The following is a 22,794-nucleotide window of genomic DNA, read 5'->3' on the forward strand; positions in this document are numbered from 1 at the left end:
CAGGAGACCTGAGTACTTCTCGGACGTCAACTCCTCATGCCGGTCGCGAAGTCACCACTCCGGTCCGACCAACACCTCTCGCACCCAGGCCAGTTGTCGCCTCACCTGCACCGCGTCACCCCCCTCGTGCCCGTTGAACGGATACGCGTGGATCTCCTTGCGCGGGTCCGTCCCGGTCAGTTCGGCATAGCGGTTGAACGCGGCGTACGCCCCGCTCGGCGGGCACACCGTGTCCCGCAGTCCCACGCCGAAGTGAGCGGGGGCCTGCGCGCGACGGGCGAAGGAGACGCCCTCGACGTAGGAGAGCGTGCGGTAGGCGTCGTGCTCGGCGCCACGGTGGACGGCGAGGTACGAGGCGATCTCGCCGTACGGTCCCGCGTCCGTGAGGTCGAGCGCGCGGCGGATGCCGCACAGCAGCGGGGCGGTGACGACCAGCGCCGCCAGGTCGGGGACGAGCCCCGCGACGGCCAGAGCCAGCCCGCCGCCCTGGCTGTTGCCGGCGGCCACGGTCCTCGCGGGGTCGACGCCGGGCAGCTCCCGCACCGCCGTGACCGCGCGCACCGCGTCCGTGATCAGGCGCCGGTAGTGGTAGTCCTCGGGAGCGAGCAGGCCGCGCACCGCCGGGCCGGGGCCGCCCGGGGCGGTGGCGTGCGGGTCGGGCGTATCGCCGCCGCAGCCGTACTCGTCGCCCTGGCCGCGATTGTCCATGAGCAGGTGCGCGAACCCGGCGTTGACCCACGTCAGGCGCTCGTGCGGCAGGCCCCGGCCGCGTCCGTACCCGGCGAACTCGACGACGGCGGGCAGGGGGGCATCGATCCCGGCCGGCCTGCTGAACCACGCGCGTACCGGGTCGCCCGCGAAACTCCGGAACGTCACGTCCCAGGTCCGCGTCAGCCGGAGACCCGTCTCCACCGGCCGCACCGACACCAGCGGGTCCGCCTGGCCGTCCTCCTTCAGCGTGCGCAGCCAGAAGGCGTCGAAGTCGGCGGGCTCCGCCACGTCCGGGCGATGGCGTTCCAGTTCCGTCAGCGGCAGGTCGAAAGCGGGCACGGCGGCACCTCGCAGGAATCGGTGGTCATCCAGAAACTTGCGGTGGACGATGGGCGGCAGATCTCTGCGGTCTACCCAGGTTCGACGCGATTCCAACGCGGCACAGACGCCTCACCGACTGCCGTCGCCCCCATTGACAGCGCTTTCTGCTGCCCTTAAGTTGCCGCGAAGTTACCGGTAAGAGCTCGAAAGTTTCGGTTCCGCGTCCCATGCCCCGGGAGGCCCGAGCAATGAGCACGTCCACCACGTCGGCCCCGCCGGGCACCGAGGATCCGCCTCCGGCCCCAGCCGCACCCCGTCGCGGCAAGCGGGACCCCGCCCGGACCGGCTGGCGGCGGGCACTGCGCCGCGACTGGCAGTTGTACTCGCTGGCGATCCTGCCGCTGCTGTTCTTCCTGGTCTTCCGCTATCTGCCGATGATCGGCAACGTCATCGCCTTCCGGCGTTTCGAGCCGGGCGGGTCGCTCTTCGGCGAGGAGTGGGTGGGGCTGCGCTATGTGCAGATGTTCCTCAACGACCCCACCTTCTGGCAGGTGTTCCGCAACACCCTGTGGATCGGCGGGCTCACGCTGCTGTTCTGCTTCCCGGTCCCGATCGTGCTGGCGCTGCTGCTCAACGAGGTGCGCCGGCGTTCCCTGAAGCGGTTCGTGCAGTCGGTGTCGTACCTGCCGCACTTCCTGTCGATCGTGATCGTCGCGGGCATCACGATGCAGATGCTGGCCAGCGACGGCCCGGTCAACCACATCCTCGGCTGGTTCGGCCACGAGCCGATCCGCTTCATCCAGGAACCCGAGTGGTTCCGCACCATCTACGTCGGCTCGGAGATCTGGCAGACCGCCGGCTGGGGCACGATCCTCTACCTCGCCGCGCTCACCACGATCGACGAGGACCTGTACGAGGCCGCGCGCATCGACGGGGCCAACCGCTGGCAGCAGATCTGGCACGTCACCCTGCCCGGCATCCGGCCCACCATGGTCACACTGCTGATCCTCAACGTCGGCGCGTTCATGGCGGTCGGCTTCGAGAAGGTCCTGCTGCTGTACAACCCGCTGACGTATCCGACCGCCGACGTGATCTCGACGTACGTCTACCGCTCCGGCGTGGAGTCGAACAGCTTCAGCTACGCCGCCGCCATCGGCCTGTTCGAGGCGGTCATCGGCCTGATCCTGATCACGTCCGCCAACCAGCTCTCGCGCCGCACAGTGGGGACGAGCCTGTGGTGAAGCCGAGTCGTTCCTACCGGGTCTTCCAGGGCGTCAACGGGGTGGTCCTCACCCTCGTCGTGCTGGTGACCCTGTACCCCTTCGTCAACATCCTCGCGCGGTCCTTCAGCGGGGAGCGGCAGATCCGGGCCGGTGAGGTGACCCTGCTGCCCAAGGGGTTCAACCTCACCACGTACGAGATCGTGTTCCAGGACTCGATGTTCTGGCGGAACTACGGCAACACCGTGCTGTACACGGTCGTGGCGACGGCGGTGGCCATGGTGCTGACGACCTGTTACGCCTACGTGCTGTCGAAGAAGCACCTCAAGGGCCGTGGCGCACTCGTCGGGATCGCCGTGTTCACCATGTTCTTCACCGGTGGCCTGATCCCGAACTACATCCTGGTCACCAGCCTCGGCCTGAAGAACAGCGTCTGGGCGATCGCCCTGCCGAACGCGATCAGCGTCTTCAACCTCCTGGTCATGAAGGCCTTCTTCGAGAACCTGCCGACCGAACTGGAGGAGGCAGCGCAGATCGACGGCCTCAACACGTACGGCACCCTGCTCAGGATCGTGCTGCCGCTGTCCAAGGCGGTCGTCGCGACGATGGTGCTGTTCTACTCGGTGTCCTTCTGGAACTCCTGGTTCAGCGCCTTCCTCTACATGGACCGGACGGACCTGATGCCGGTCACCGTCTATCTGCGCAACCTCATCCAGGGCGCCACCGGCGGCGGCAACGCCGGCGCGGGCACGGAGCAGCTCAGCCAGGTCGGCGCGAACATCCAGTCGGTGACCATCGTCCTCACCGCCCTGCCGATCCTCTGCGTGTACCCGTTCGTCCAGCGCTACTTCGTCTCGGGCGTGATGCTCGGCGCGGTCAAGGGCTGACGCCGCCTCCTCAACTCGCCCACGGACCAGCTCGCTTACGGAACAAAGGAGTCTCCGTGCAGAACGCAGGACAGCTCTCCCGGCGTCAGATACTCGCCGCCGCCGGCTTCATCGGCCTCGCCACCCTCACCGGGTGCGGCAGCGGAGACGACGGCGGGGACGGGAAGGACCTGTCGAAGAAGCAGAACGGTGCGATGAAGAACTACCGCGCCGGACAGCAGTTCAAGGCGGCCAAGCCGCTGTCCTTCTCGGTGCTGCACAACAACAACCCCGTCTACCCCATGAAGGACGGCTGGCTGTTCTGGAAGGAGCTCACCCAGCGCACCGGCGTCACCCTCAAGCCCGTCGACGTTCCCCTGGCCGACTACGAGAAGAAGCGCAGCGTCCTCATCGGCGCGGGCGACGCCCCGTTCCTGATCCCCAAGACGTACCACCCCTCCGAGGTCGCGTTCGTCTCGTCGGGCGCCGTCCTCGCGGTCAGCGACTACGTGCACCTGATGCCCAACTTCCGCGACAAGGTGCGCAAGTGGAAGCTGGAGCCCGAGCTCGACTCGATCCGCCAGTCCGACGGCAAGTACTACCTGCTGCCCGGACTGCACGAGAAGGCCAAGGCGGGCTACTCACTGTCCTTCCGCACGGACGTCCTCGACAAGCACGGCCTGAGCCTGCCCACCACCTGGGACGAGGTCCACGACGTCCTCAAGGCGCTCAGGGAGGAGTACCCCGGCACGTACCCCTTCTCCGACCGCTGGAGCACCAACACCCCGTTCCCCTGCGGCGCCCTGTTCGGCTACCTCGGCCAGGCCTTCGGCGTCCGGGCCGGATGGGCGTACGACAACATCAGCTTCGACCACAAGGCGCAGAAGTTCGTCTTCACCGGCGCCCAGGACGCCTACCGCCGGATGGTGGAGTACCTGCGGGGGCTCGTCGCCGAGAAGCTCATGGACCCCGAGAGCTTCAGCCAGACCGACGACCAGGCCGTGCAGAAGCTGCTCGCCGAGAAGTCCTACGCGATCAGCGCCAACCCCCAGGAGCTGGTGCAGAACTACCGCTACAACCTGGAGAAGCAGGTCGACGGCGCCGAGATCGAGATGGTCCCGGTGCCCCTCGGACCTGCCGGCCCGGTCGTGCTCGGCGGTACCCGTCTGGAGAACGGCGTCATGGTCTCCAGCAAGGCGCTCAAGAGCGACAGCTTCGTCGCGATGATGCAGTTCCTCGACTGGCTCTGGTACTCGGACGAGGGCCAGAAGTTCTGCAAGTGGGGCGTCGAGGGCGTCACCTACACCGAGTCCGGCGGCCGTCCGCAGCTGAAGCCCGGAATCTCCCTGATGGGCTCCGATCCGGACGCCCCGAAGGACCTCCAGAAGGACTACGGCTTCTTCAACGGCGTCTTCACCTACGGCGGCAGCTGGGCCCTGGTCTCCTCCTCGTTCAGCCCGGACGAGAAGCGGTTCCAGGACGCCATGTCCCAGCGTGAGCAGCTGCCCATCGACCCGGCTCACCCGCTCCAGTCCTTCGAGCAGGAACAGTCGACGCTCTGGGACACCCCGCTCAAGGACCACGTCATCCAGAACACCCTCCAGTTCGTCCTCGGCAAGCGGCCCCTGTCCGAATGGAACGCCTACCTCGCCGAACTGAAGTCGAAGAACATGCAGCAGCTCGTCGACCTGCACAACAAGGCGTACGAGCGGTTCAAGAAGGAGAACGGGTGATCCGCGTCCCCGACGCACCGACCGGCCGGCGGACCGGCACCCGGCGCCACCACGCCGACACCGGCCACCACGACCTCGCCCTGCGCCGCGGCGTCCCGGGCTCCGCCGAGCCTGCGCGTACCTGTCGGCGGTCGGCCGCCGGCGTCGGCGGTGTCGGTGTGGCCTTGCGTCGCGGCGTCCCGGGCTCCGGCGAACCCCCGCGCACCCACCGGCGACCGACCGCCGACGCCGGCCGCGTCTATCTGCCCCTGCCCCTGGGCCGCCACGAGGTCACCCTCGTCGAGCTCACCCCGGTCGCCGACGAGACCCCGCCCTGGTGGGACGAGTGGCGCCTGCCCGGCCGGGAGGCGGCATGAGCACCGCACGCGCCTCCGACTTCGGCACCGGTGCCCTCTCCCGCGCCTCCGCACTGATCCACACCGTCCTCACCGTCGAGGCGCTGCTGCTCCTCGCCGCCTCGCCGGGCCTGGCCGGACTGCTCCTGCTCGGCCCCCACCCCGCCAACCTCCCCCTCGCGGCCCTGTGCCTGCTGCCCCTCGGGCCGGCCCTGTCCGCCGCCCTCTACGCCCTCCACCACCGCAGCCGCGACCTCACCGAACTGCACCCGGCCCGCGCCTACCTGCGCGGCTGGCGGCTCAACGCCGTACCGGCGCTGAAGCTGTGGGCACCCCTGCTGGCCTGGCTGACGGTCATCGCCTTCACCCTCACCCACTTCTCCGCCACCGGCCTGCCCGCCTGGTGGGCGCTGCTGCTCGCGGCGATCGGCGCCGGTTCCCTGCTCTGGGGCGCGCACGCCCTCGTCCTCACCTCGCTGTTCGCCTTCCGCGCCCGGGACACCGCCCGTCTCGCCGGGTACTTCCTGTTCCGGCACGGCCGCGCCACCCTCGCCGCCGCCTCCCTGCTCGTCCTGACGGCAGCGATGACGGTCCTGCTGACCGAGGCCCTTGTGGCCCTGCTGGCCGCTCCGCTGCTGCTGTCCCTGCTGCACGGCAGCCGCACGGTGATCACCGAGACCCAGGAGGACTTCACGGCATGACCGCGCCCCGCACGCCGAAGATCCCGTACGGCGGTGACTACAACCCCGAGCAGTGGCCCGAGACCGTCCGGGACGACGACCACCGCCTGTTCACCCGGGCCGGCATCGACACCCTCACCGTCGGCGTGTTCACCTGGTCCCTCACCCAACCGGCCCCGGGCACCTACGACTTCACGGTCCTGGACGGCATCCTCGACCGTGCCGCCGCCGAGGGACGCCAGGTCTGCCTGGCCACCGGCACCGCCGCCCTCCCGCCCTGGCTCGCCAAGCGGCACCCGGAGGTCAACCGCACCGACTTCGAGGGCCGCCGCCACCGCTACGGCCAGCGCCACAACTTCTGCCCCAGCTCACCGGTGTACCGCGAACACGCCACCGCGCTGGCCTCCCGCCTCGCCGAACGGTACGCCGACCACCCCGCGCTGCTCGCCTGGCACATCAACAACGAGTACGGCGGCGCCTGCTACTGCGAGCTGTGCGCCGAGGCGTTCCGCGCGTGGCTCCGCGACCGGCACGGCACCCTCGACGCCCTCAACGACGCCTGGTGGACCGCCTTCTGGTCGCACCGCTACACCGACTGGGACCAGATCGAGCCGCCCAACGCCCTCACCGAACACTGGCGCGGCCCCGACCACACCGCCTTCCAGGGCATCACCCTCGATTACCTCCGCTTCACCACCGACGCCCTCCTCGGCTGCTTCCTGGCCGAGAAGGAGGTGATCCGCGCCCACGACCCGGACACGCCCGTCACCACCAACTTCATGGGCACCTTTCGCCCCCTCGACTACCACCGCTGGGCGCCCCACCTCGACTTCGCCTCCTGGGACAACTACCCGCCCCTCGACGCCCCGCCGACCCGGCCCGCCCTCGCCCACGACCTGATGCGCGGCCTGAAGGACGGCGCCCCCTTCTGGCTGATGGAGCAGACCCCGTCCACGACGGCCTGCCGTGACGTCAACCCGTTGCGGCGCCCCGGCGAGCTCCGCCTCGCCACCTTCCAGGCCATCGCCCACGGCGCGGACGCGGCCCTCTACTTCCAGATGCGCGCCTCACGGGGCGCCTGCGAGAAGTACCACGGGGCGGTCATCGGCCACGCGGGCCGCGACGACACCCGCGTCTTCCGTGAAGTGGCCGAACTGGGCCGGGAATTGGAGTCCCTGGGCGACCAAACCCTCGGCGCCCGCACCCCGGCCCGCACCGCCCTCCTCTTCGACTGGGACAGCTGGTGGGCCCTGGAGATCTCCGACGGCCCGTCCCGGCTGGTCAAGTACCTGGAGGTAGTCCACGCCTACTACCGGGCCGCCCGCGAAGCCGGAGCCGACGTGGACGTGATCCCGCAGACCGTCGACCTCACGCCCTACGACGTGGTGCTCGCCCCCGCCCTCCACATGGTCAAGGGCGACCTCGCCACCCGCCTCGAAGAAGTCGCCGCACGCGGCGGCACGGTCCTGGCCACCTTCCTCTCCGGCCGTGTCGACGAGCACGACCGCGCCTTCCTCACCGACGTCCCCGGCCCGCTCGCCGCGCTGATGGGCATCCGCGTGGACGAATGGGACGCCCGCCCACCGGAGTTCACCCAGCCCATTCCCGAACTGCGGGCCGAGGCACGGCTCGTCTTCGAGCTCGTGCTGCCACGCGGCGCCGAACCGGTCGCCACCTACGGCACCGACTTCTACGCCGGCACCCCCGCGGTCACCCGCAACCGCTTCAGCGAGGGCGAGGCCTGGTACGTCGCCACCGCCCTCGACCAGCCGGGTGTCGACCAGGTCGTCCGCCGCATCCTGGCCCGCCACGACCTGCTCGGCCCCTACGCCGACCACCCCGCGGTGGAGACCGCCACCCGTGTCACCCCCGACGGCACCCCCCTCCTCTTCCTCCTCAACCACGCCCCCGAACCGGCCCGTCTGACGGCCCGCACCACGGCCAGCGACCTGCTCACCGGCAAGCGGGTGGAGCAGGGCGACCCCCTGGTCCTCGACCCCCTGGGCGTCGCGATCCTCCAGTAGGGTCTCGCTCTCTCAGTAGATCCGGCGCCCTCGCTCGTCCGGCATCCCCGACTTGCGGAAGAAGTAGCTGTTGATCTGGTCGCGCCACTCGCGGGCGCTGCGGAGCTGCTCCTTGTACCGTTCCGCCACCCGCGCGTGGCGCGCCGGGTCCACCAGCCCGGCCAGACGGGCCCACACCTCCCGGGCCTCCTCGACTTCCTCCACCCCCTCGAAGTGCGTGTCGTAGATGTGCTGGATCACGGTCTTCCCGCTCTTCAGCGGATGGCCGTAGGGCACGTGGTGGAAGAACAGCAGCAGCTCGTCGGGGCAGGTGTCCGGCGACTCGTACAGCTCGGCCCAAGGCTTGGCGTACTGCCCGGCGTACCCGGTCCCGCTCGCCACGCTGCGGTCGACGCCGATGCCGTCCCGGTCGGCGAAGTGGTAGGTGCCCCAGGGGCTGTACTCGTACCCGTCGACGCTCGGCCCGTAGTGGTGGCCCGGCTGCACCATCCATCCCACGCCGAGCGGAGCGGTGTACTTCTCGTACGTTCGCCACGAGCCGGCGAGCACCGCCCGCAGCCCGTCGGACAAGCGCTCCGAGGCCTCCGGGAAGGTCAGTCCGATCCACTCGTCGAGCACCTCACGGGGCTCGGCGTCCGGCTGCCACGCCAGCCGTCCGAAGGTGTACAGGTTGGCCTGGGCGAGGGGATGCCCGGTCCAGAACGGGTCGTCGCCGGCGTTGGACACCGCGACCAGCCCGCCCCGCGCCCGTTCCCCCACGGACGACTCCGGTCCGTGCCGGAAGCGCAGCACCTCGCTCCACATCGGCCCCAGCCAGCAGACGTGCCGCTGCTGCCCGGTGTACTCCTGGGTGACCTGCAACTCCACCGCCAGCCGGGTGCGCGGCATCGCGCCGATCAGCGGTGAGACCGGCTCGCGCACCTGGAAGTCCATCGGCCCGTGCTTCACCTGGAGCACGGCGTTCGGCGCGAACTCCCCGTCCAGCGGCACGAAGTGGTCGTACGCGGCCCGGGCCCGGTCCGTCGTGCGGTCCCGCCAGTCCTGGCGGTGGTCGTAGACGAACGCCCGCCAGTGGACGGTGCCGCCGTACGGTTCGAGCACGGCGGCCAGCATGTTCGCTCCGTCCGCGTGCGTGCGGCCGTACGCGAACGGGCCCGGCTGACCCTCCGAGTCGGCCTTCACGACGTACCCGCCGAAGTCGGGGATCGCCTCGTACACCCGTCGTGTCGCCGTGGCCCACCAGCCCCGCACCGCCTCGTCCAGCGGATCGGCCGTGGGGAGCCCGCCGAGCACCACCGGCGCGGCGAAGGACACGGACAGGTGGGTGCGGACGCCGTAGGGCCGCAACACATCGGCGATGGCGGCCACTTCGCCGATCCGGTCGGTCAGCAGGTGCGCCTCGGTCTCGTGCACGTTGACGTTGTTGACGGCGACCGCGTTGACCCCGCACGCCGCGAGCAGCCTGCCGTACGCCCGCACCCGCTCCAGGTCGCCGCGCGCCCGCCCGTCCTCCCAGAACAGCGAGCCGCCCGCGTATCCGCGCTCCACCTGGCCCATGACCGGGTGCACGGCGACGTTGTCCCAGTGGTCGAGCATGCGCAGGGCGAGCGCGGGGCGATGCGTCTCCCGCGCCCACGCGCCGGTGAACGCCGCCTCGCCGAGCCGCACGACGTGGAACAGCCCGTACAGCAGCCCCCGCCCGCCGGAGGCGGTGACGGCCGTCGTGCCGCCCTCACGCGCGCAGGTGAAGCCCTCTTCACCGAGGCGGTCGTCGCCGAGGTCGAGGACCAGGTCGTAGGTGCCGTCCGATACGGCACCCCGCACGACCCGGCCCCCGAACCGCCGGCAGGCCTCCGCCACCTCCCCGTGCACCGTCTCCGCCGGCGGCCCCGAGCCACGGATCAGCGTCCGCCGGCTGCCGACCGCACGGAAGGCGGCGGGCGGCAGCCAGGCCGGGTCGACACCCTCGGGCAGGACGGGCACGGGAAGCGGCATGAGACCCCCCAACTCGGCTGCTCAGGAGAGCAGTTCGACCTCCGCCAGCGTGCCCTCGCCGTCGAGGACCAGGCGGTACTTCTCGTACGTACCCGGTGACCTCACGCTGAACGCGCGTGTCTGCCTGTCCCAGGCGAAGGACTCCCCGGAGCGCCGGTCCAGCGTCCGCCAGGTGGTGCCGTCGGAGGAGCCCTGGAGCGTCCAGCCGCCCGGCGCCTTCGCACGGTCCGACGACGACGTCAGCGTGTACTGGACCGCCCTGGCGGCCTCGGAGACCGGCAGGTCCACGGAGGTCACCGCCGCGTCCGTCGCCGACGTGTCGTCGAACAGGGCGCCCTCACCGTCGAGCACGTCCGCCCGGGGCGTCGGCACCTCGTCGTCCTGGGTGATCGACACCGGCGCCGCGTGCCCGCCCGTGCCCCAGGACGACGGCCGCGGACCCATGTCGAACTCCAGGACACCGCCCTTGGCGACCAGCGAGTGGGGCAGCGAGGTCTTCGTCCACGTCCGGCCGTTGACCTTCAGCCCCTGCACGTACACGTTCCGCGCGCTGTTCTCCGGCGCCTTCACCACCAGCTCGCGTCCGTTCTCCAGATGGACGGTCGCCTTCTTGAACAGCGGGGAGCCGATCGCGTACTCGCCGCTGCCCATCACCAGCGGGTAGAAGCCGAGGGCGGAGAACAGGTACCAGGCCGACTGCTCGCCGTTGTCCTCGTCGCCGTGGTACCCCTGCCCGATCTCGCTGCCGGTGTAGAGCCGGGACAGCACCTCGCGGACCTTCTCCTGGGCCTTCCAGGGCTGCCCGGCCGCGTCGTACATGTAGATCGCGTGGTGGGCGACCTGGTTGGAGTGCCCGTACATGCCCATCCGCACGTCCCGCGCCTCGGTCATCTCGTGGATGACACCGCCGTAGGAACCGACGAACTCCGGGGAGGCGGTCTCCGGCGTGGAGAAGTACGCGTCGAGCTTGTCGGCGAGACCCTTCCGGCCGCCGTACAGATTGGACAGGCCGCGACTGTCCTGCGGGGCGGTGAACGCGTACCCCCAGCCATTGGTCTCGGTGTAGTCGTGGCCCCACACCCGCGGGTCGTACTTCGACGACTCGACCCGCCAGTCGCCCTCGGCGTCGCGGCCCTGGAAGAAACCGGCCTTCGGATCGAAGAGGTTCACGTAGTCGCGGGCGCGGTCCAGGAAGTACTCCGACTCGTCCTTGTAGCGCCGCTCGCCGGTCTCCTCGTAGAGCTTCCGTCCCATGCGGGAGATGCCGTAGTCGTTGAGGTAGCCCTCCAGCGCCCAGGACAGGCCCTCGTGCGTCTCGGTGCTCGTGTAGCCGAGGAAGGGGGAGGTGGCCATGCCCTTGCGGCCGACGCCCGAGTTCGGGGGCACGACCGTGGCGTTCTTCACGGCCGCGTCGTACGCCGCCTTCGCGTCGAAGTCGACGCCCTTGACGTACGCGTCCGCGAACGCCACGTCCGAGGAGGTGCCGGTCATGAGGTCGGCGTAGCCGGGGGAAGACCAGCGTGAGGTCCAGCCGCCGTCCTTGTACTGCTGCACGAACCCGTCGACCAGCTCGCCCGCCCTGCCGGGTGTGAGGAACGAGTACGCCGGCCAGGTCGTCCGGTAGGTGTCCCAGAAGCCGTTGTTGACGTACACCTTGCCGTCGACGATCTTCGCGCCGGTGTGCGTCGGGGTGTCCGGGTTCGGCATGGGGGAGAAGGGCGAGGCGTACTGGTACTTACCGCCCACCTTCTCGAAACCGGAGTTCGGGTACAGGTACAGCCGGTACAGGCCGGAGTACAGCGTCGTGAGCTGGTCGGGGGTGGCGCCCTCGACCTCCACCTTGCCGAGCAGCCGGTCCCACTGCCGCTGGGCGCTCCGCTTCACCGCCTCGAAGGAGGTGCCGTCCGGGATCTCCTGGCGGAGGTTGGCCTTCGCCTGGTCGACGCTGATGAGCGAGGTCGCCAGGCGCAGGGTGACGGTCCGGTCGTCGGCCTTGAAGCGCAGATAGCCCTTGACGCCGCTGGAGTCGCCCTCGGTCACCGGCTTGTCGAACTCGCCGTGGACGAACAGCCGGGTCGCGCCCGTCGACAGGCCGGACTTCACGTCCGAGTAGCCGGTGACGATCCCGTTCTCCTTGTCGAGAGTCAGCCCCGCCTGATCCGTCACGTTGTCGAAGAGGACACTCGCGTCGTCGCCCGGGTAGGTGAAGCGCAGGACCGCCGCGTGGTCGGTCGGCGCCATCTCGGCCTTCAGCCCGTTCTCGAACCGCACCCCGTAGTAGTACGGCCGCGCGGTCTCGTTCTCGTGCCGGAAGGCCAGCTCCCGGGCCTCCCGGCCGGTGTCCGGGGTGCCGGAGGCGGCGGACGGCATCACCTGGAAGGTCTGCCGGTCACCCATCCAGGGGCTCGGCTCGTGGCTCGCGCTGAACGCCTGGATCGTCGGCAGGTTGTCCGCGTTGTTCGCACGTGCGTAGTCGTACAGCCAGCTCAGCGAGCCCGCGTTGGTCACCGGCGTCCAGAAGTTGAAGCCGTGCGGCACCGCTGTCGCCGGGAAGTTGTTGCCCCGCGAGAAGCCGCCGCTGGAGTTGGTGCCGCGCGTCGTCACCGCGTAGTCGGACAGATGCGCCTTCGGCCGCTCGGGGGCGACGGACTCGATGGTCACGTCGTCCAGCCAGCCCCGGAACTTCGCCGGGCCCTTGGGGGAGTCGTACGCCACCAGGATGCGGTCCACGGTCTTCCCGGCCGCCGCCGACCCGATCCGCGCGACCACGTTGTTCCACTGGTTGACGTAGAGGACCTTCGCCGCGCCCTGCCCCCGCGGGGTCAGCGGGAAGCCGTGCTGGTCCGTCGCCCTGAGGTCGCTCAGGTGGGTGCCGTCGGTGAAGGCGAGGTCGACGGAGACGTTCGTCGCGTCGTAGTCGAGGTCGCCGTCCGCCATCGACGGGAAGATGCGATAGGCCAGCCGCGTGTCCCAACCCACGGCCACGTTCACGTCGAAGACCTTGTTGTACGAGTACGCCCGTCCGTCGGCGGTGTGCCGGCCGGCGTAACGCAGGGCGCGCTTTCCGGTGAATCCCGCGCCCGCCTTGGCGGTGGGGGAGCCGGTCGGGCCCCGGTCGACGAGGGAGAGCATGTCCTGCGGGACGGGTCCGTCGCTGCCGCCCGTGGAGAACTGGACGTCGGCGAGCTGGAGGATGTCGCCGCCGTTGTTGCCCGTGACGTCGAGCCGGAAGTGCTGGTACTCGGCCGGTTCCGCCAGGTCGTACGTCTTCGTCTGGAACCGTTCGGAGAAGGACTCCCCGGAGCGGGTGTCGAGTGTCTTCCACTCCTTGCCGTCGGCCGAGCCCTTCAGGGTCCAGTCCTTCGGGTCGCGCTCGTCGTGGTCGTTGGCCGACGTCAGTGCGTATCGCACCAGTTTGACCGGCTTGTCCAGGTCGAACTCCACCCAGCCGGTGGGCTCGAAGGTGAGCCACTTGGAGCTCGGCTCGCCGTCGACGAGGTTCTCCTTCACCTCGCCCCCGCCCGTGTTCTCACCGCCGGCCCGCACGTCGGTGACGTGGTCGGTCACATTGCCCGGTATGCCGCTGCTGTAGCCGCCATCGACGCCCGAGGCGCGTTTGCCGCCGTCGGGGCCCGTGTCGACGGTGTTCAGCCAGTCCGGAACCGGGTCGTCCGCCTCGAACGAGGAAGCGAACCTCCGGTCGGTCTTCTCGGGGGCTTCGGGCAGTGCGACCGCGACGCCCTGGGATCCCAGGGCCAAAGCGAAGGCGGTCGCCGACACGACCGCCGAACCCCATCTGTGCCGAGCTTTCCGCTGCATCTACGGGTACCCTCCCTGCGCAGTGGACAACGTTGTCAACTTCGATGCGCAAGGACCAGTAGTTGCCCAAGTGTCCGGGAGTGTCAAGGGTGTTGCTTGTGGCGTTCGTGGGTGATGACCGGGATATTTCCGCCGAGAAACAGACGGAGCGCCTGACTTTCCGCCAGGTCTCAACTCGGATAAGACCCATGGCCAACCCTGTGTTCGATCTTGATCCGCTGGCGGGAAGTGGACTATACCTGTCGCACGCTTCACACGATCCGCACGTCACCACCCGCACTTCCCTGCACGACCCAGCTTGACCCGATCGCGGTGCCGGAAGGATCCGGTTCACCGCCTGAGTCCTGGAGAAGGCGAGGACTTGAGCATGGGATCCACTTCCGCCGAGAACCGCGGCACCGAGGGTGTCGGCCGCCGTGATCTGATCAAAAGGTCCGCCGCGCTCGGGCTGATCTCCGTTCCCACGATGAGCTTCCTGTCCGCCTGCGCCAGCAGCGGCGGCGATGACAGCGGGGACAAGGCCAAGGCCGGTAAGAAGACCGCGAAGAACCCGCTCGGCGTCAACGACACCGCGGGTATGGAATTCGTCCTGTTCGACGGCGGTTTCGGCAAGGAGTACGCCGAGGACGCCGTGAAGATCTACGAGAAGAACTTCCCGCAGGCGAAGGTGAAGTTCTCCGCCACCCAGAAGATCCAGTCCACCCTCCAGCCCCGCTTCAACCAGGGCACCCCGCCGGACCTCATCGACAACTCCGGCGCCGAGCAGATGGACATGGGCGTCCTGGTCGGCAAGGACCAGCTCACCGACCTCACCCCGCTGCTGGACGCGCCCTCCTACGACGACCCGAACAAGAAGGTCCGCGACACGCTGCGCCCCGGCATCGTCGAGATGGGCCAGTTCGACGGCGAGAAGGTCTGGATCCTCTATTACGCCTACACGGTCTACGGCGTCTGGTACTCGCAGAAGGCCCTGGACTCGCTCGACGAGCAGTACCCGGAGACCTGGGACCAGATGCTCGCGGTCTGCGAGAAGGCCAAGAAGAAGGGCATGGCGGGCTGGACATACGCGGGCAAATACCCGTACTACCTCCCCTTCTCGCTCTACCCGATGATCGGCAAGGTCGGCGGCCGCGAGGTCCTCGACGCCATCGACAACCTGGAGCCGAACGCCTGGAAGCACCCGGCCGTCAAGGCCTGCTTCGACGCGTACTACGAGCTCTACAAGAAGGGCTACGTCCTCAAGGGCACCCCGGGCCTGGACCACATCCAGTCGCAGACCGCGTGGGCCCAGGGCAAGGCGCTGTTCATCCCGAACGGCTCCTGGGTGGAGAACGAGTCGGCCAACGTCATCCCGAAGGACTTCGGCCTGGCCGTCTCCGCGCCCACCGGAATCGACTCCTCCGACAAGCTGCCCTTCGGCACCATCTGGGCCTCCGGCGGCGAGCCCTTCATCGTCCCGTCCAAGGCGAAGAACGCCGAGGGCGGTATGGAGCAACTGCGCATCATGCTCAGTGAGGCGTCCTCGAAGAACTTCACCGGCAAGGTGAAGTCGCTGACCGCGTACAACGGCGGCACCGACGGCATCGCCCTCACCCCCGGTCTGAAATCGGGTGTCGCGGCATTGGACAAGGCGGGCGAGAACGTGGTGAATCCCCGTCTCCAGGACTGGTACGTGCAGTTGCAGAAGGAGAAGATCGGCGTCTCCGGCCTGGGCGAGATGATGGCCGGCCGCCTCACACCGGCCGAGGCCATCAAGAAGATCCAGGCCTACGCCGACGAGGTCGCCAAGGACGACTCGATCAAGCACTACAAGCACCAGTAACGGCACCGGAAACCCAATTTCCGCAACGGCACCGGAGTGGCGATGCAGCACGGCAAGTACCGGTTCATCGTGGGCTTCCTCGCGCTGCCCCTGGGACTGTACGCGCTCTTCGTGATCTGGCCGTTCATCCAGTCCATTTACTACTCGTTCACGGACTGGACCGGCCTGAGTCCCGAATTCAAGATGGTCGGTTTCGACAACTACAGCCGGATGCTCGACGACGAGATCTTCTGGAAGTCGTTGCAGCACAGCCTGCTGTTCGCGCTCCTGCTGCCGGTCGTGACGATCGGCCTGGCACTGTTCTTCGCCTTCATGATCAATGTCGGCGGCAGAAAGAGGAAGAACGGTCCGGTCGTTTCCGGCGTCCGGGGCTCCTCCTTCTACAAGATCGTCTATTTCTTCCCGCAGGTCCTCTCGATCGCCATCGTCGCGCTGCTGTTCGCGTTCGCGTACAACCCGGACAGCGGCGCGATCAACTCGGTCCTGCGCGGAATCGGTCTCGACGACGTCCAGCCCCTGTGGCTCGGCGACCCCGACCTGGCGCTGTGGGCCGTGATGGCGGTGCTCGTCTGGTCCACGGTCGGCTTCTTCGTGGTCCTCTTCTCCGCCGGCATGGCCTCCATCCCGGCGGAGATGTACGAGGCGGCGCTCCTCGACGGCGCGAACCGGGTCACCACGTTCTTCCGCGTCACGCTGCCCCTGCTCTGGGACACCGTGCAGTCGGGCTGGGTGTACATGGGCATCCTCGCCCTGGGCGCCGAGTCGTTCGCGGTCGTGCAGATCATGACGACCGGGCCGGGCGGTCCCGACTACTCGACCACCGTCATGGTCCTGTACGTCTACCAGAAGGCGTTCCGTGACGGGCAGGCCGCCTACGCCACCACCATCGGTGTCGCCCTGCTCGTCGTCACGCTGGCCTTCGCCGCCGTGGTGATGCGGCTGGGCCGTCGCGAGCGGCTGGAGTACTGATCAGATGAAGACGACGGAAACCCCCGCTCCCCTCCCGGCCGAGTCCGGCGCGCCGATCACCAAGACGGACACGCCACCGCCCCGGCCCCCGAAGGAGAAGAAGGAGGGCACGGTCCTCAACGCCTTCTCCCACGGCATCCTCGTCATCTGGGCGTTCATGGTGGTGATGCCCCTGCTCTGGGCGGTGATGACGTCCTTCAAGGACGACCGCTCGATCTTCTCCTCGCCATGGTCGCTGCCGGACACGCTGCACTTCGACAACTGGTCGCGGGCGTGGACCCAGGCCAACATGAGCGACTACTTCCTCAACACGGTCCTCGTGGTCGGCGGTTCGCTCATCGGCACGCTCGTCCTCGGCTCCATGGCGGCCTACGTCCTGGCCCGTTTCGACTTCCCGGGCAACCGCTTCATCTACTACCTGTTCATCGGCGGCATGAGCTTCCCGATCATGCTGGCGCTGGTCCCGCTGTTCTACGTCGTGAACAACATGGGCCTGCTGAACACCATCCACGGCCTGATCCTCGTCTACATCGCCTACTCCCTCCCCTTCACGGTGTTCTTCCTTACGGCGTTCTTCCGCACGCTGCCGACGTCGATCGCCGAAGCGGCCTTCGTCGACGGCGCCTCGCACAGCCGTACGTTCTTCCAGATCATGCTCCCCATGGCCAAGCCCGGCCTGATCAGCGTCGGCATCTTCAACTTCCTGGGCCAGTGGAACCAGTACATGCTGCCCACGGTCCTGAACACCGACCCCGACAAGCGCGTCCTCACCCAGGGCCTCGTCCAGCTGGCGGTCAGCCAGGGCTACAAGGGCGACTGGTCGGGCCTCTTCGCGGGCCTGGTGATGGCGATGCTCCCGGTCCTCGCGGCGTACATCATCTTCCAGCGCCAGGTGGTGCAGGGGCTGACGGCGGGTGCGCTGAAGTAACGGCTGCCGGGTGGGTCCGCAGCCCGTTGCGAGGTGCCGCCGGCGGCTGCTGAGGCCGGGGGGCTGCGCAACCCGGCGCTACGGGGTGCCGCCGCGCCCACCCGTGCCGCCCTGGGGGCACCTCCCAGGCCCTTAAGGCACTGGGGGAGGCACGACTGCCCGCAGCTACGCGGAACCGGCGAGGACGGACACCTCCCGGCACGGCCCCGACCCACGACGAAACGCTGGGCGAATCCGCGCACCCCCACCGAAGCAGCCCATGCCGCCGCAGGCATCCCGCCCGACCACCGGAGGTTCACGTAGCCCTGCGCAACCACATGCACACACCCTGAATCGGTTCAACCTCTTGACGGGAGGCAACCCGAACGGCTCAGCTTAGAGTTCACTAGTTGGACATGGACGGGGTCTCATCGAAGCGGCCCCGCGCGCAGGAGGTCGTCGTGGAGACTCCGGGGTCGCAGTCGTCGCTGCACCGAGCCAACCTGGAGCGGGTCGTACGAGCCGTGCGCCTGGCGGGCTCCCTCACCCAGGCCGAGATCGCGCGGACGACGGGCCTGTCCGCCGCGACGGTGTCCAACATCGTCCGGGAGTTGAAGGAAGGCGGCACGGTCGAGGTCACACCCACCTCGGCGGGCGGCCGCAGGGCCCGCAGCGTGTCCCTCAGCGGGGACGCCGGCATCGTCATAGGGGTCGACTTCGGCCACACCCACCTCCGCGTCGCCATCGGCAACCTCGCCCACCAGGTGCTCGCCGAGGAGTCCGAGCCACTCGACGTCGACGCCTCGTCGACCCAGGGCTTCGACCGGGCGGAACAGCTGGTCAGCCGCTTGATCGAGGCCACCGGTGTCGACCGGACCAAGATCGCCGGCGTCGGCCTCGGCGTGCCCGGCCCGATCGACGTGGAGTCCGGCACCCTCGGCTCGACCGCGATCCTCCCCGGCTGGACGGGGACCAAGCCCGCCGAGGAGCTCCACGGCCGTCTCGGCGTACCCGTGCACGTGGACAACGACGCCAACCTCGGCGCCCTCGGTGAGATGGTCTGGGGCAGCGGCCGCGGCGTGCGCGACCTGGCGTACATCAAGGTCGCCAGCGGTGTCGGTGCGGGCTTGGTGATCAACGGCAAGATCTACCGGGGTCCGGGCGGTACCGCCGGAGAAATCGGACATATTACACTCGACGAATCCGGCCCCGTCTGCCGCTGCGGAAACCGCGGCTGCCTGGAGACCTTCGCGGCCGCGCGCTACGTGCTGCCGCTCCTCCAGTCCAGCCACGGCACCGACCTGACGATGGAAGGCGTCGTACGGCTCGCGCGGGACGGTGACCCGGGCTGTCGTCGGGTGATCGCCGACGTCGGCCGCCACATCGGCAGTGGAGTCGCCAATCTCTGCAACCTGCTGAACCCGAGCCGTGTGGTCCTCGGCGGTGATCTCGCCGAGGCCGGTGAGCTGGTGCTCGGGCCGATCCGGGAGTCCGTGGGCCGCTACGCCATTCCCAGTGCGGCACGCCAGCTTTCCGTTCTCCCCGGCGCTCTCGGCGGCCGTGCGGAGGTGCTCGGAGCGCTCGCGCTGGCCCTCAGCGAGATGGGCGATTCAACACTTTTGGACGGCACTGCCGTAGGGGCGCTGCCGGCGGCGACCCCTGCCTTCACTTAGAGAACGGATGGCACCGTTGCCATCTCGTTAAGGATTTACTTCTTGACGTCGCACGTGTGGCCGAGTTGACTTCCAGCCACCTCGGCCGCAATGTCGCGGCCTCGTCAGGGAGGTTTCTGAAGTGAACACGCGTATGCGTCGCGCCGCCGTTGCGATTGCCGCCGGTGCGATGGCCGTTTCGCTTGCTGCCTGTGGCAGCGCCAAGGAGTCGGGCGACAGCGCCGACTCCACCGGGTCCGCCAAGAAGGGCGACGACATCAAGGTCGGCCTGCTCCTTCCGGAGAACGCGACCGCCCGTTACGAGAAGTTCGACCGGCCGCTCATCGAGGACAAGGTCAAGGAGCTCACCAACGGCAAGGGCGAGGTCGTCTACGCCAACGCCAAGCAGGACGCCAGCACGCAGAACCAGCAGGTCGACACGATGGTGACCAACAAGGTCGACGTGCTGATCGTGGACGCGGTGGACTCCAAGGCCATCGCCGGCTCGGTGAAAAAGGCCAAGGACGCGGGCATCCCCGTCGTCGCCTACGACCGCCTGGCCGAGGGCCCGATCGACGCCTACACCTCGTTCGACAACGAGACCGTCGGCAAGACCCAGGGCGAGGCCCTGCTGAAGGCCCTGGGTGACAAGGCCAAGGACGGCCAGATCGTCATGATGAACGGGTCGTCCACCGACCCGAACGCCGCCCAGTTCAAGAAGGGCGCCCACTCCGTCCTCGACGGCAAGGTGAAGATCGGCCGCGAGTACGACACCAAGGAGTGGAAGCCGGAGAACGCCAACTCCAACATGGAGGGCGCCATCTCCGCCCTCGGCAAGGACAAGATCGTCGGCGTCTACTCCGCCAACGACGGCATGGCGGGCGGCATCATCACCGCCCTGAAGGCCGCCGGCATCGCCGACATCCCGGTCACCGGCCAGGACGCCGAACTCGCGGGCGTGCAGCGCATCGTCACCGGTGAGCAGTACATGAGCGTCTACAAGCCCTACCCGCAGGAGGCGGAGGTCGCGGCCGAGATGGCCGTCAACCTCGCCCAGGGCAAGTCGCTCGACTCGATCGCCAAGGACAAGGTCGACAGTCCGACCACCAAGGCCATCCCGTCCGTCCTGGTCCCGGTCGTCTCGCTGACCAAGGACAACATCAACGACACCGTCATCAAGGACGGGATCTACACCGTGAGCGAGATCTGCTCCGGCAAGTACAAGGCCGCCTGCGACAAGATCGGCCTCAAGTAGGCGATCGGGATCGGCCTCGAGTAGGCAATCGGTCTCAAGCAGGCAGTCGCCAGGTCCCCTGAGGGAGTACGGGAGTCCGTGTCCGGACTCCCGTGACCCCCGTGCGGGACCAGCTGCCCCCGAGTTCCTCCGGCGCCCCGCCACACCAGCCCCGCAAGCTCCGCGGGGCGCCGGAGTGATCACTCCTCCCACACTTCTGCACAACCTCCCGCCGGGTCAGGCGGCGAAGGAGATGGTTCACGTGTCCGCTACGCCCGTGCTGGCGTTGCGCGGGGTCTCCAAGCGGTTCGGTGCCGTACAGGCGCTCACCGACGTAGAGCTTGAGGTCCACGCCGGTGAGGTGGTCGCCCTGGTCGGCGACAACGGAGCCGGAAAGTCCACGCTGGTCAAGACGATCGCCGGCGTGCACCCCATCGATGAGGGCGTCATCGAATGGGACGGCAGGTCCGTCCAGATCAACAAACCGCACGACGCCCAGAACCTGGGCATCGCGACCGTCTACCAGGACCTCGCGCTGTGCGACAACATCGACGTCGTCGGCAACCTCTACCTGGGCCGGGAGATCCGCAAGCGCGGTGTCCTGGACGAGGTGGAGATGGAGCGCCGCTCCCGCGAGCTCCTCGACACGCTGTCGATCCGCATCCCGAGCGTCCGCATCCCGATCGCCTCGCTGTCCGGCGGCCAGCGCCAGACCGTGGCCATCGCCCGGTCCATGCTCGGCGAGCCCAAGCTGGTCATCCTCGACGAGCCCACCGCCGCCCTCGGCGTCGAGCAGACCGCGCAGGTCCTCGACCTGGTCGAGCGGCTGCGCGAGCGCGGCCACGCCGTGATCCTCATCAGCCACAACATGGCTGACGTCAAGGCCGTCGCGGACAAGGTCGCCGTACTGCGCCTCGGGCGCAACAACGGCATCTTCGAGGTCAAGTCGACCTCGCAGGAAGAGATCATCTCCGCCATCACCGGCGCCACCGACAACGCCGTGACCCGCCGTGCGGCGCGCACGAACGGGGAGGGTTCCAAGTGAGCATCGACAAGACCTCCGCGGCTACGGGAGCCCCCGAAGACCACGTCGTGGAGAACCCCGAGGCGGCCAAGGCGGCCGTGACGGTCGTCGACCCCCGGCTGCTGGTGCGCGAGCAGGGCCTCGCCGGCTACGTCACCGAGTTCAAGCGCAAGATGAAGTCCGGCGACCTGGGCTCCATCCCGGTCGTCATCGGGCTGGCGATCATCTGGATCATCTTCACGAGCCTGAACTCCAACTTCCTCACCGCGGGCAACCTGTCCGACATGTCCGTCGCCATGGTCGGCACGGGCATGATCGCCGTCGGCATCGTGTTCGTGCTGCTGCTGGGCGAGATCGACCTGTCGGTCGGCTCGGTCAGCGGTGTGGCGGGTGCGAGCTTCGCCGTGCTCAACGTCACCAACGGCATGAACGAGTGGCTCGCCTTCCTGCTGGCCATCGTCACCGGCACGGTCGCCGGCGCGCTGCACGGCTTCTTCTTCGCGAAGATCGGCGTCCCCGCGTTCGCCGTCACCCTGGCCGGACTGCTGTTCTGGAACGGCTTCATGCTCCAGATCCTGGGTGACAACGGCACGATCAACCTCGACCCGGACGGGGTCGTGGCCCAGCTGACCAGCTACTACTTCTCGGACGTGGCCGCCGCCTACGGGCTGGCCGCGGTGGTGACCGCCGGGTTCTTCCTCAGCTCCTTCCTGGGCAACCGGCGCCGGGAGGCCGCCGGGGTGCCGTCGCGGCCGCTGAGCGAGACCATCGTGCGGACGGTGCTGCTGGCGGTCGTCGCGTTCGCCGTCGCCATCGTCTTCAACCAGTACAAGGGCCTGCCGCTGGCCGTGGTGATCTTCATCGTGGTGCTGCTGGTCACGGACTTCGTGCTGCGGCGCACGGCGTACGGGCGGAAGGTGTTCGCGCTCGGCGGCAGCGTCGAGGCGTCGCGCCGGGCCGGTATCAACGTGGAGATGGTCCGGATCTCGGTCTTCGCGATCTCCGGGACGTTCGCGGCGGTCGGCGGCCTGTTCATCGCGTCGAAGATCGCCGCGGCCAACCAGGGCGCTGGTGGCGGTGACCTGCTGATGAACGCGATCGCCGCCGCGGTGATCGGCGGTACGTCGCTGTTCGGCGGTCGTGGGCGGACGTGGAACGCGCTGCTCGGTGTGCTGGTGATCGTGTCGATCCAGTACGGGCTCGCCCTGGAGGGCATCGCCTCTCCGGTGCAGTACATGATCACCGGTGGTGTGCTGTTGGCCACGGTGGTGATCGACGCGGTGACGCGCAAGACGCAGAAGACCGCGGGTCGCGCGTAGCGTTCCGGCTTTGTGCCCGGTGCCCCTGGGGGTGCCGGGCACAGTCATGTCGTAGGTGTGGCACAACTTGGGTACAGCCGAACGCGTGACGTACGACGCATGGCCTCGGCGCCGCCCGCGAAGGCGGAACATTAGACTCGACAAGCCCGGCAACAGCTCTACT

At 68.7% G+C, this 22,794-nt stretch carries 16 protein-coding genes; 13 read left to right on the plus strand and 3 right to left on the minus strand.

The features are described 5' to 3' along the window. Positions 1-51: 51 nt before the first annotated feature. On the minus strand, positions 52-1,050 hold the full coding sequence (locus ABFX81_RS01345; RefSeq protein WP_086850582.1) for an acetylxylan esterase: 999 nt from the start codon (positions 1,048-1,050) through the stop codon (positions 52-54). 230 nt (positions 1,051-1,280) lie between these two features. Between ABFX81_RS01345 and ABFX81_RS01350 the strand changes: the two genes are divergently transcribed. The 6 genes from ABFX81_RS01350 to ABFX81_RS01375 are packed head-to-tail and all read left to right on the plus strand — an operon-like array spanning position 1,281 to position 7,890. After that, positions 1,281-2,273 (plus strand): ABC transporter permease subunit, encoded by a 993-nt coding sequence (locus ABFX81_RS01350; RefSeq protein ID WP_086850584.1) that lies wholly within the window; start codon positions 1,281-1,283, stop codon positions 2,271-2,273. Next, a complete protein-coding gene (locus ABFX81_RS01355) occupies positions 2,267-3,139 on the plus strand; it encodes an ABC transporter permease subunit (RefSeq protein ID WP_086850585.1) in 873 nt (290 codons plus the stop codon). The genes ABFX81_RS01350 and ABFX81_RS01355 overlap by 7 nt, the downstream gene beginning before the upstream one ends. A 56-nt stretch (positions 3,140-3,195) precedes the next feature. Next, on the plus strand, positions 3,196-4,851 hold the full coding sequence (locus ABFX81_RS01360) for an extracellular solute-binding protein (RefSeq protein WP_086850587.1): 1,656 nt from the start codon (positions 3,196-3,198) through the stop codon (positions 4,849-4,851). Then, a complete protein-coding gene (locus tag ABFX81_RS01365) occupies positions 4,848-5,207 on the plus strand; it encodes a hypothetical protein (RefSeq protein ID WP_086850589.1) in 360 nt (119 codons plus the stop codon). Before ABFX81_RS01360 ends, ABFX81_RS01365 begins: the two co-directional genes overlap by 4 nt. Next, complete coding sequence (locus ABFX81_RS01370; RefSeq protein WP_346137503.1) at positions 5,204-5,887, plus strand: hypothetical protein; 684 nt, start codon at positions 5,204-5,206, stop codon at positions 5,885-5,887. The genes ABFX81_RS01365 and ABFX81_RS01370 overlap by 4 nt, the downstream gene beginning before the upstream one ends. Then, positions 5,884-7,890: a beta-galactosidase gene (locus tag ABFX81_RS01375; RefSeq protein ID WP_346137504.1), complete on the plus strand. Its 2,007-nt coding sequence runs from the start codon at positions 5,884-5,886 to the stop codon at positions 7,888-7,890. Before ABFX81_RS01370 ends, ABFX81_RS01375 begins: the two co-directional genes overlap by 4 nt. A gap of 12 nt (positions 7,891-7,902) precedes the next feature. Here ABFX81_RS01375 and ABFX81_RS01380 read toward each other — a convergent pair whose 3' ends face one another. Both ABFX81_RS01380 and ABFX81_RS01385 read right to left on the minus strand, forming a co-directional pair. Beyond that, entirely contained in the window at positions 7,903-9,885 is a 1,983-nt protein-coding gene (locus ABFX81_RS01380; RefSeq protein ID WP_346137505.1) for an alpha-glucuronidase, read from the minus strand. A gap of 21 nt (positions 9,886-9,906) precedes the next feature. Further along, the gene (locus ABFX81_RS01385) at positions 9,907-13,704 is read right to left on the minus strand and encodes a GH92 family glycosyl hydrolase (RefSeq protein ID WP_346137506.1); all 3,798 of its coding nucleotides are present in this window, start codon (positions 13,702-13,704) and stop codon (positions 9,907-9,909) included. Between the two features lie 367 nt (positions 13,705-14,071). Between ABFX81_RS01385 and ngcE the strand changes: the two genes are divergently transcribed. The 7 genes from ngcE to ABFX81_RS01420 all read left to right on the plus strand — a co-directional run bounded on the left by ngcE (position 14,072) and on the right by ABFX81_RS01420 (position 22,631). Beyond that, positions 14,072-15,526 (plus strand): N-acetylglucosamine/diacetylchitobiose ABC transporter substrate-binding protein, encoded by a 1,455-nt coding sequence (gene ngcE, locus ABFX81_RS01390; RefSeq protein WP_086854983.1) that lies wholly within the window; start codon positions 14,072-14,074, stop codon positions 15,524-15,526. 42 nt (positions 15,527-15,568) lie between these two features. Continuing rightward, the gene (locus ABFX81_RS01395) at positions 15,569-16,495 is read left to right on the plus strand and encodes an ABC transporter permease subunit (protein WP_086854984.1); all 927 of its coding nucleotides are present in this window, start codon (positions 15,569-15,571) and stop codon (positions 16,493-16,495) included. Positions 16,496-16,499: 4 nt separating this feature from the next. Further along, positions 16,500-17,423 (plus strand): ABC transporter permease subunit, encoded by a 924-nt coding sequence (locus tag ABFX81_RS01400; RefSeq protein WP_086854985.1) that lies wholly within the window; start codon positions 16,500-16,502, stop codon positions 17,421-17,423. A gap of 440 nt (positions 17,424-17,863) precedes the next feature. After that, on the plus strand, positions 17,864-19,075 hold the full coding sequence (locus ABFX81_RS01405; protein ID WP_059420732.1) for an ROK family transcriptional regulator: 1,212 nt from the start codon (positions 17,864-17,866) through the stop codon (positions 19,073-19,075). A gap of 133 nt (positions 19,076-19,208) precedes the next feature. Further along, complete coding sequence (locus ABFX81_RS01410; RefSeq protein ID WP_346137756.1) at positions 19,209-20,309, plus strand: ABC transporter substrate-binding protein; 1,101 nt, start codon at positions 19,209-19,211, stop codon at positions 20,307-20,309. Positions 20,310-20,541: 232 nt separating this feature from the next. Next, the gene (locus ABFX81_RS01415) at positions 20,542-21,333 is read left to right on the plus strand and encodes an ATP-binding cassette domain-containing protein (protein WP_086854987.1); all 792 of its coding nucleotides are present in this window, start codon (positions 20,542-20,544) and stop codon (positions 21,331-21,333) included. Beyond that, positions 21,330-22,631, plus strand: coding sequence for a sugar ABC transporter permease (locus ABFX81_RS01420; RefSeq protein WP_086854988.1), 1,302 nt, complete (start codon positions 21,330-21,332; stop codon positions 22,629-22,631). The genes ABFX81_RS01415 and ABFX81_RS01420 overlap by 4 nt, the downstream gene beginning before the upstream one ends. Positions 22,632-22,794: the final 163 nt, after the last annotated feature.

This window comes from Streptomyces coeruleofuscus (genome assembly GCF_039532725.1).
Taxonomy (GTDB): Bacteria; Actinomycetota; Actinomycetes; order Streptomycetales; family Streptomycetaceae; genus Streptomyces; species Streptomyces coeruleofuscus.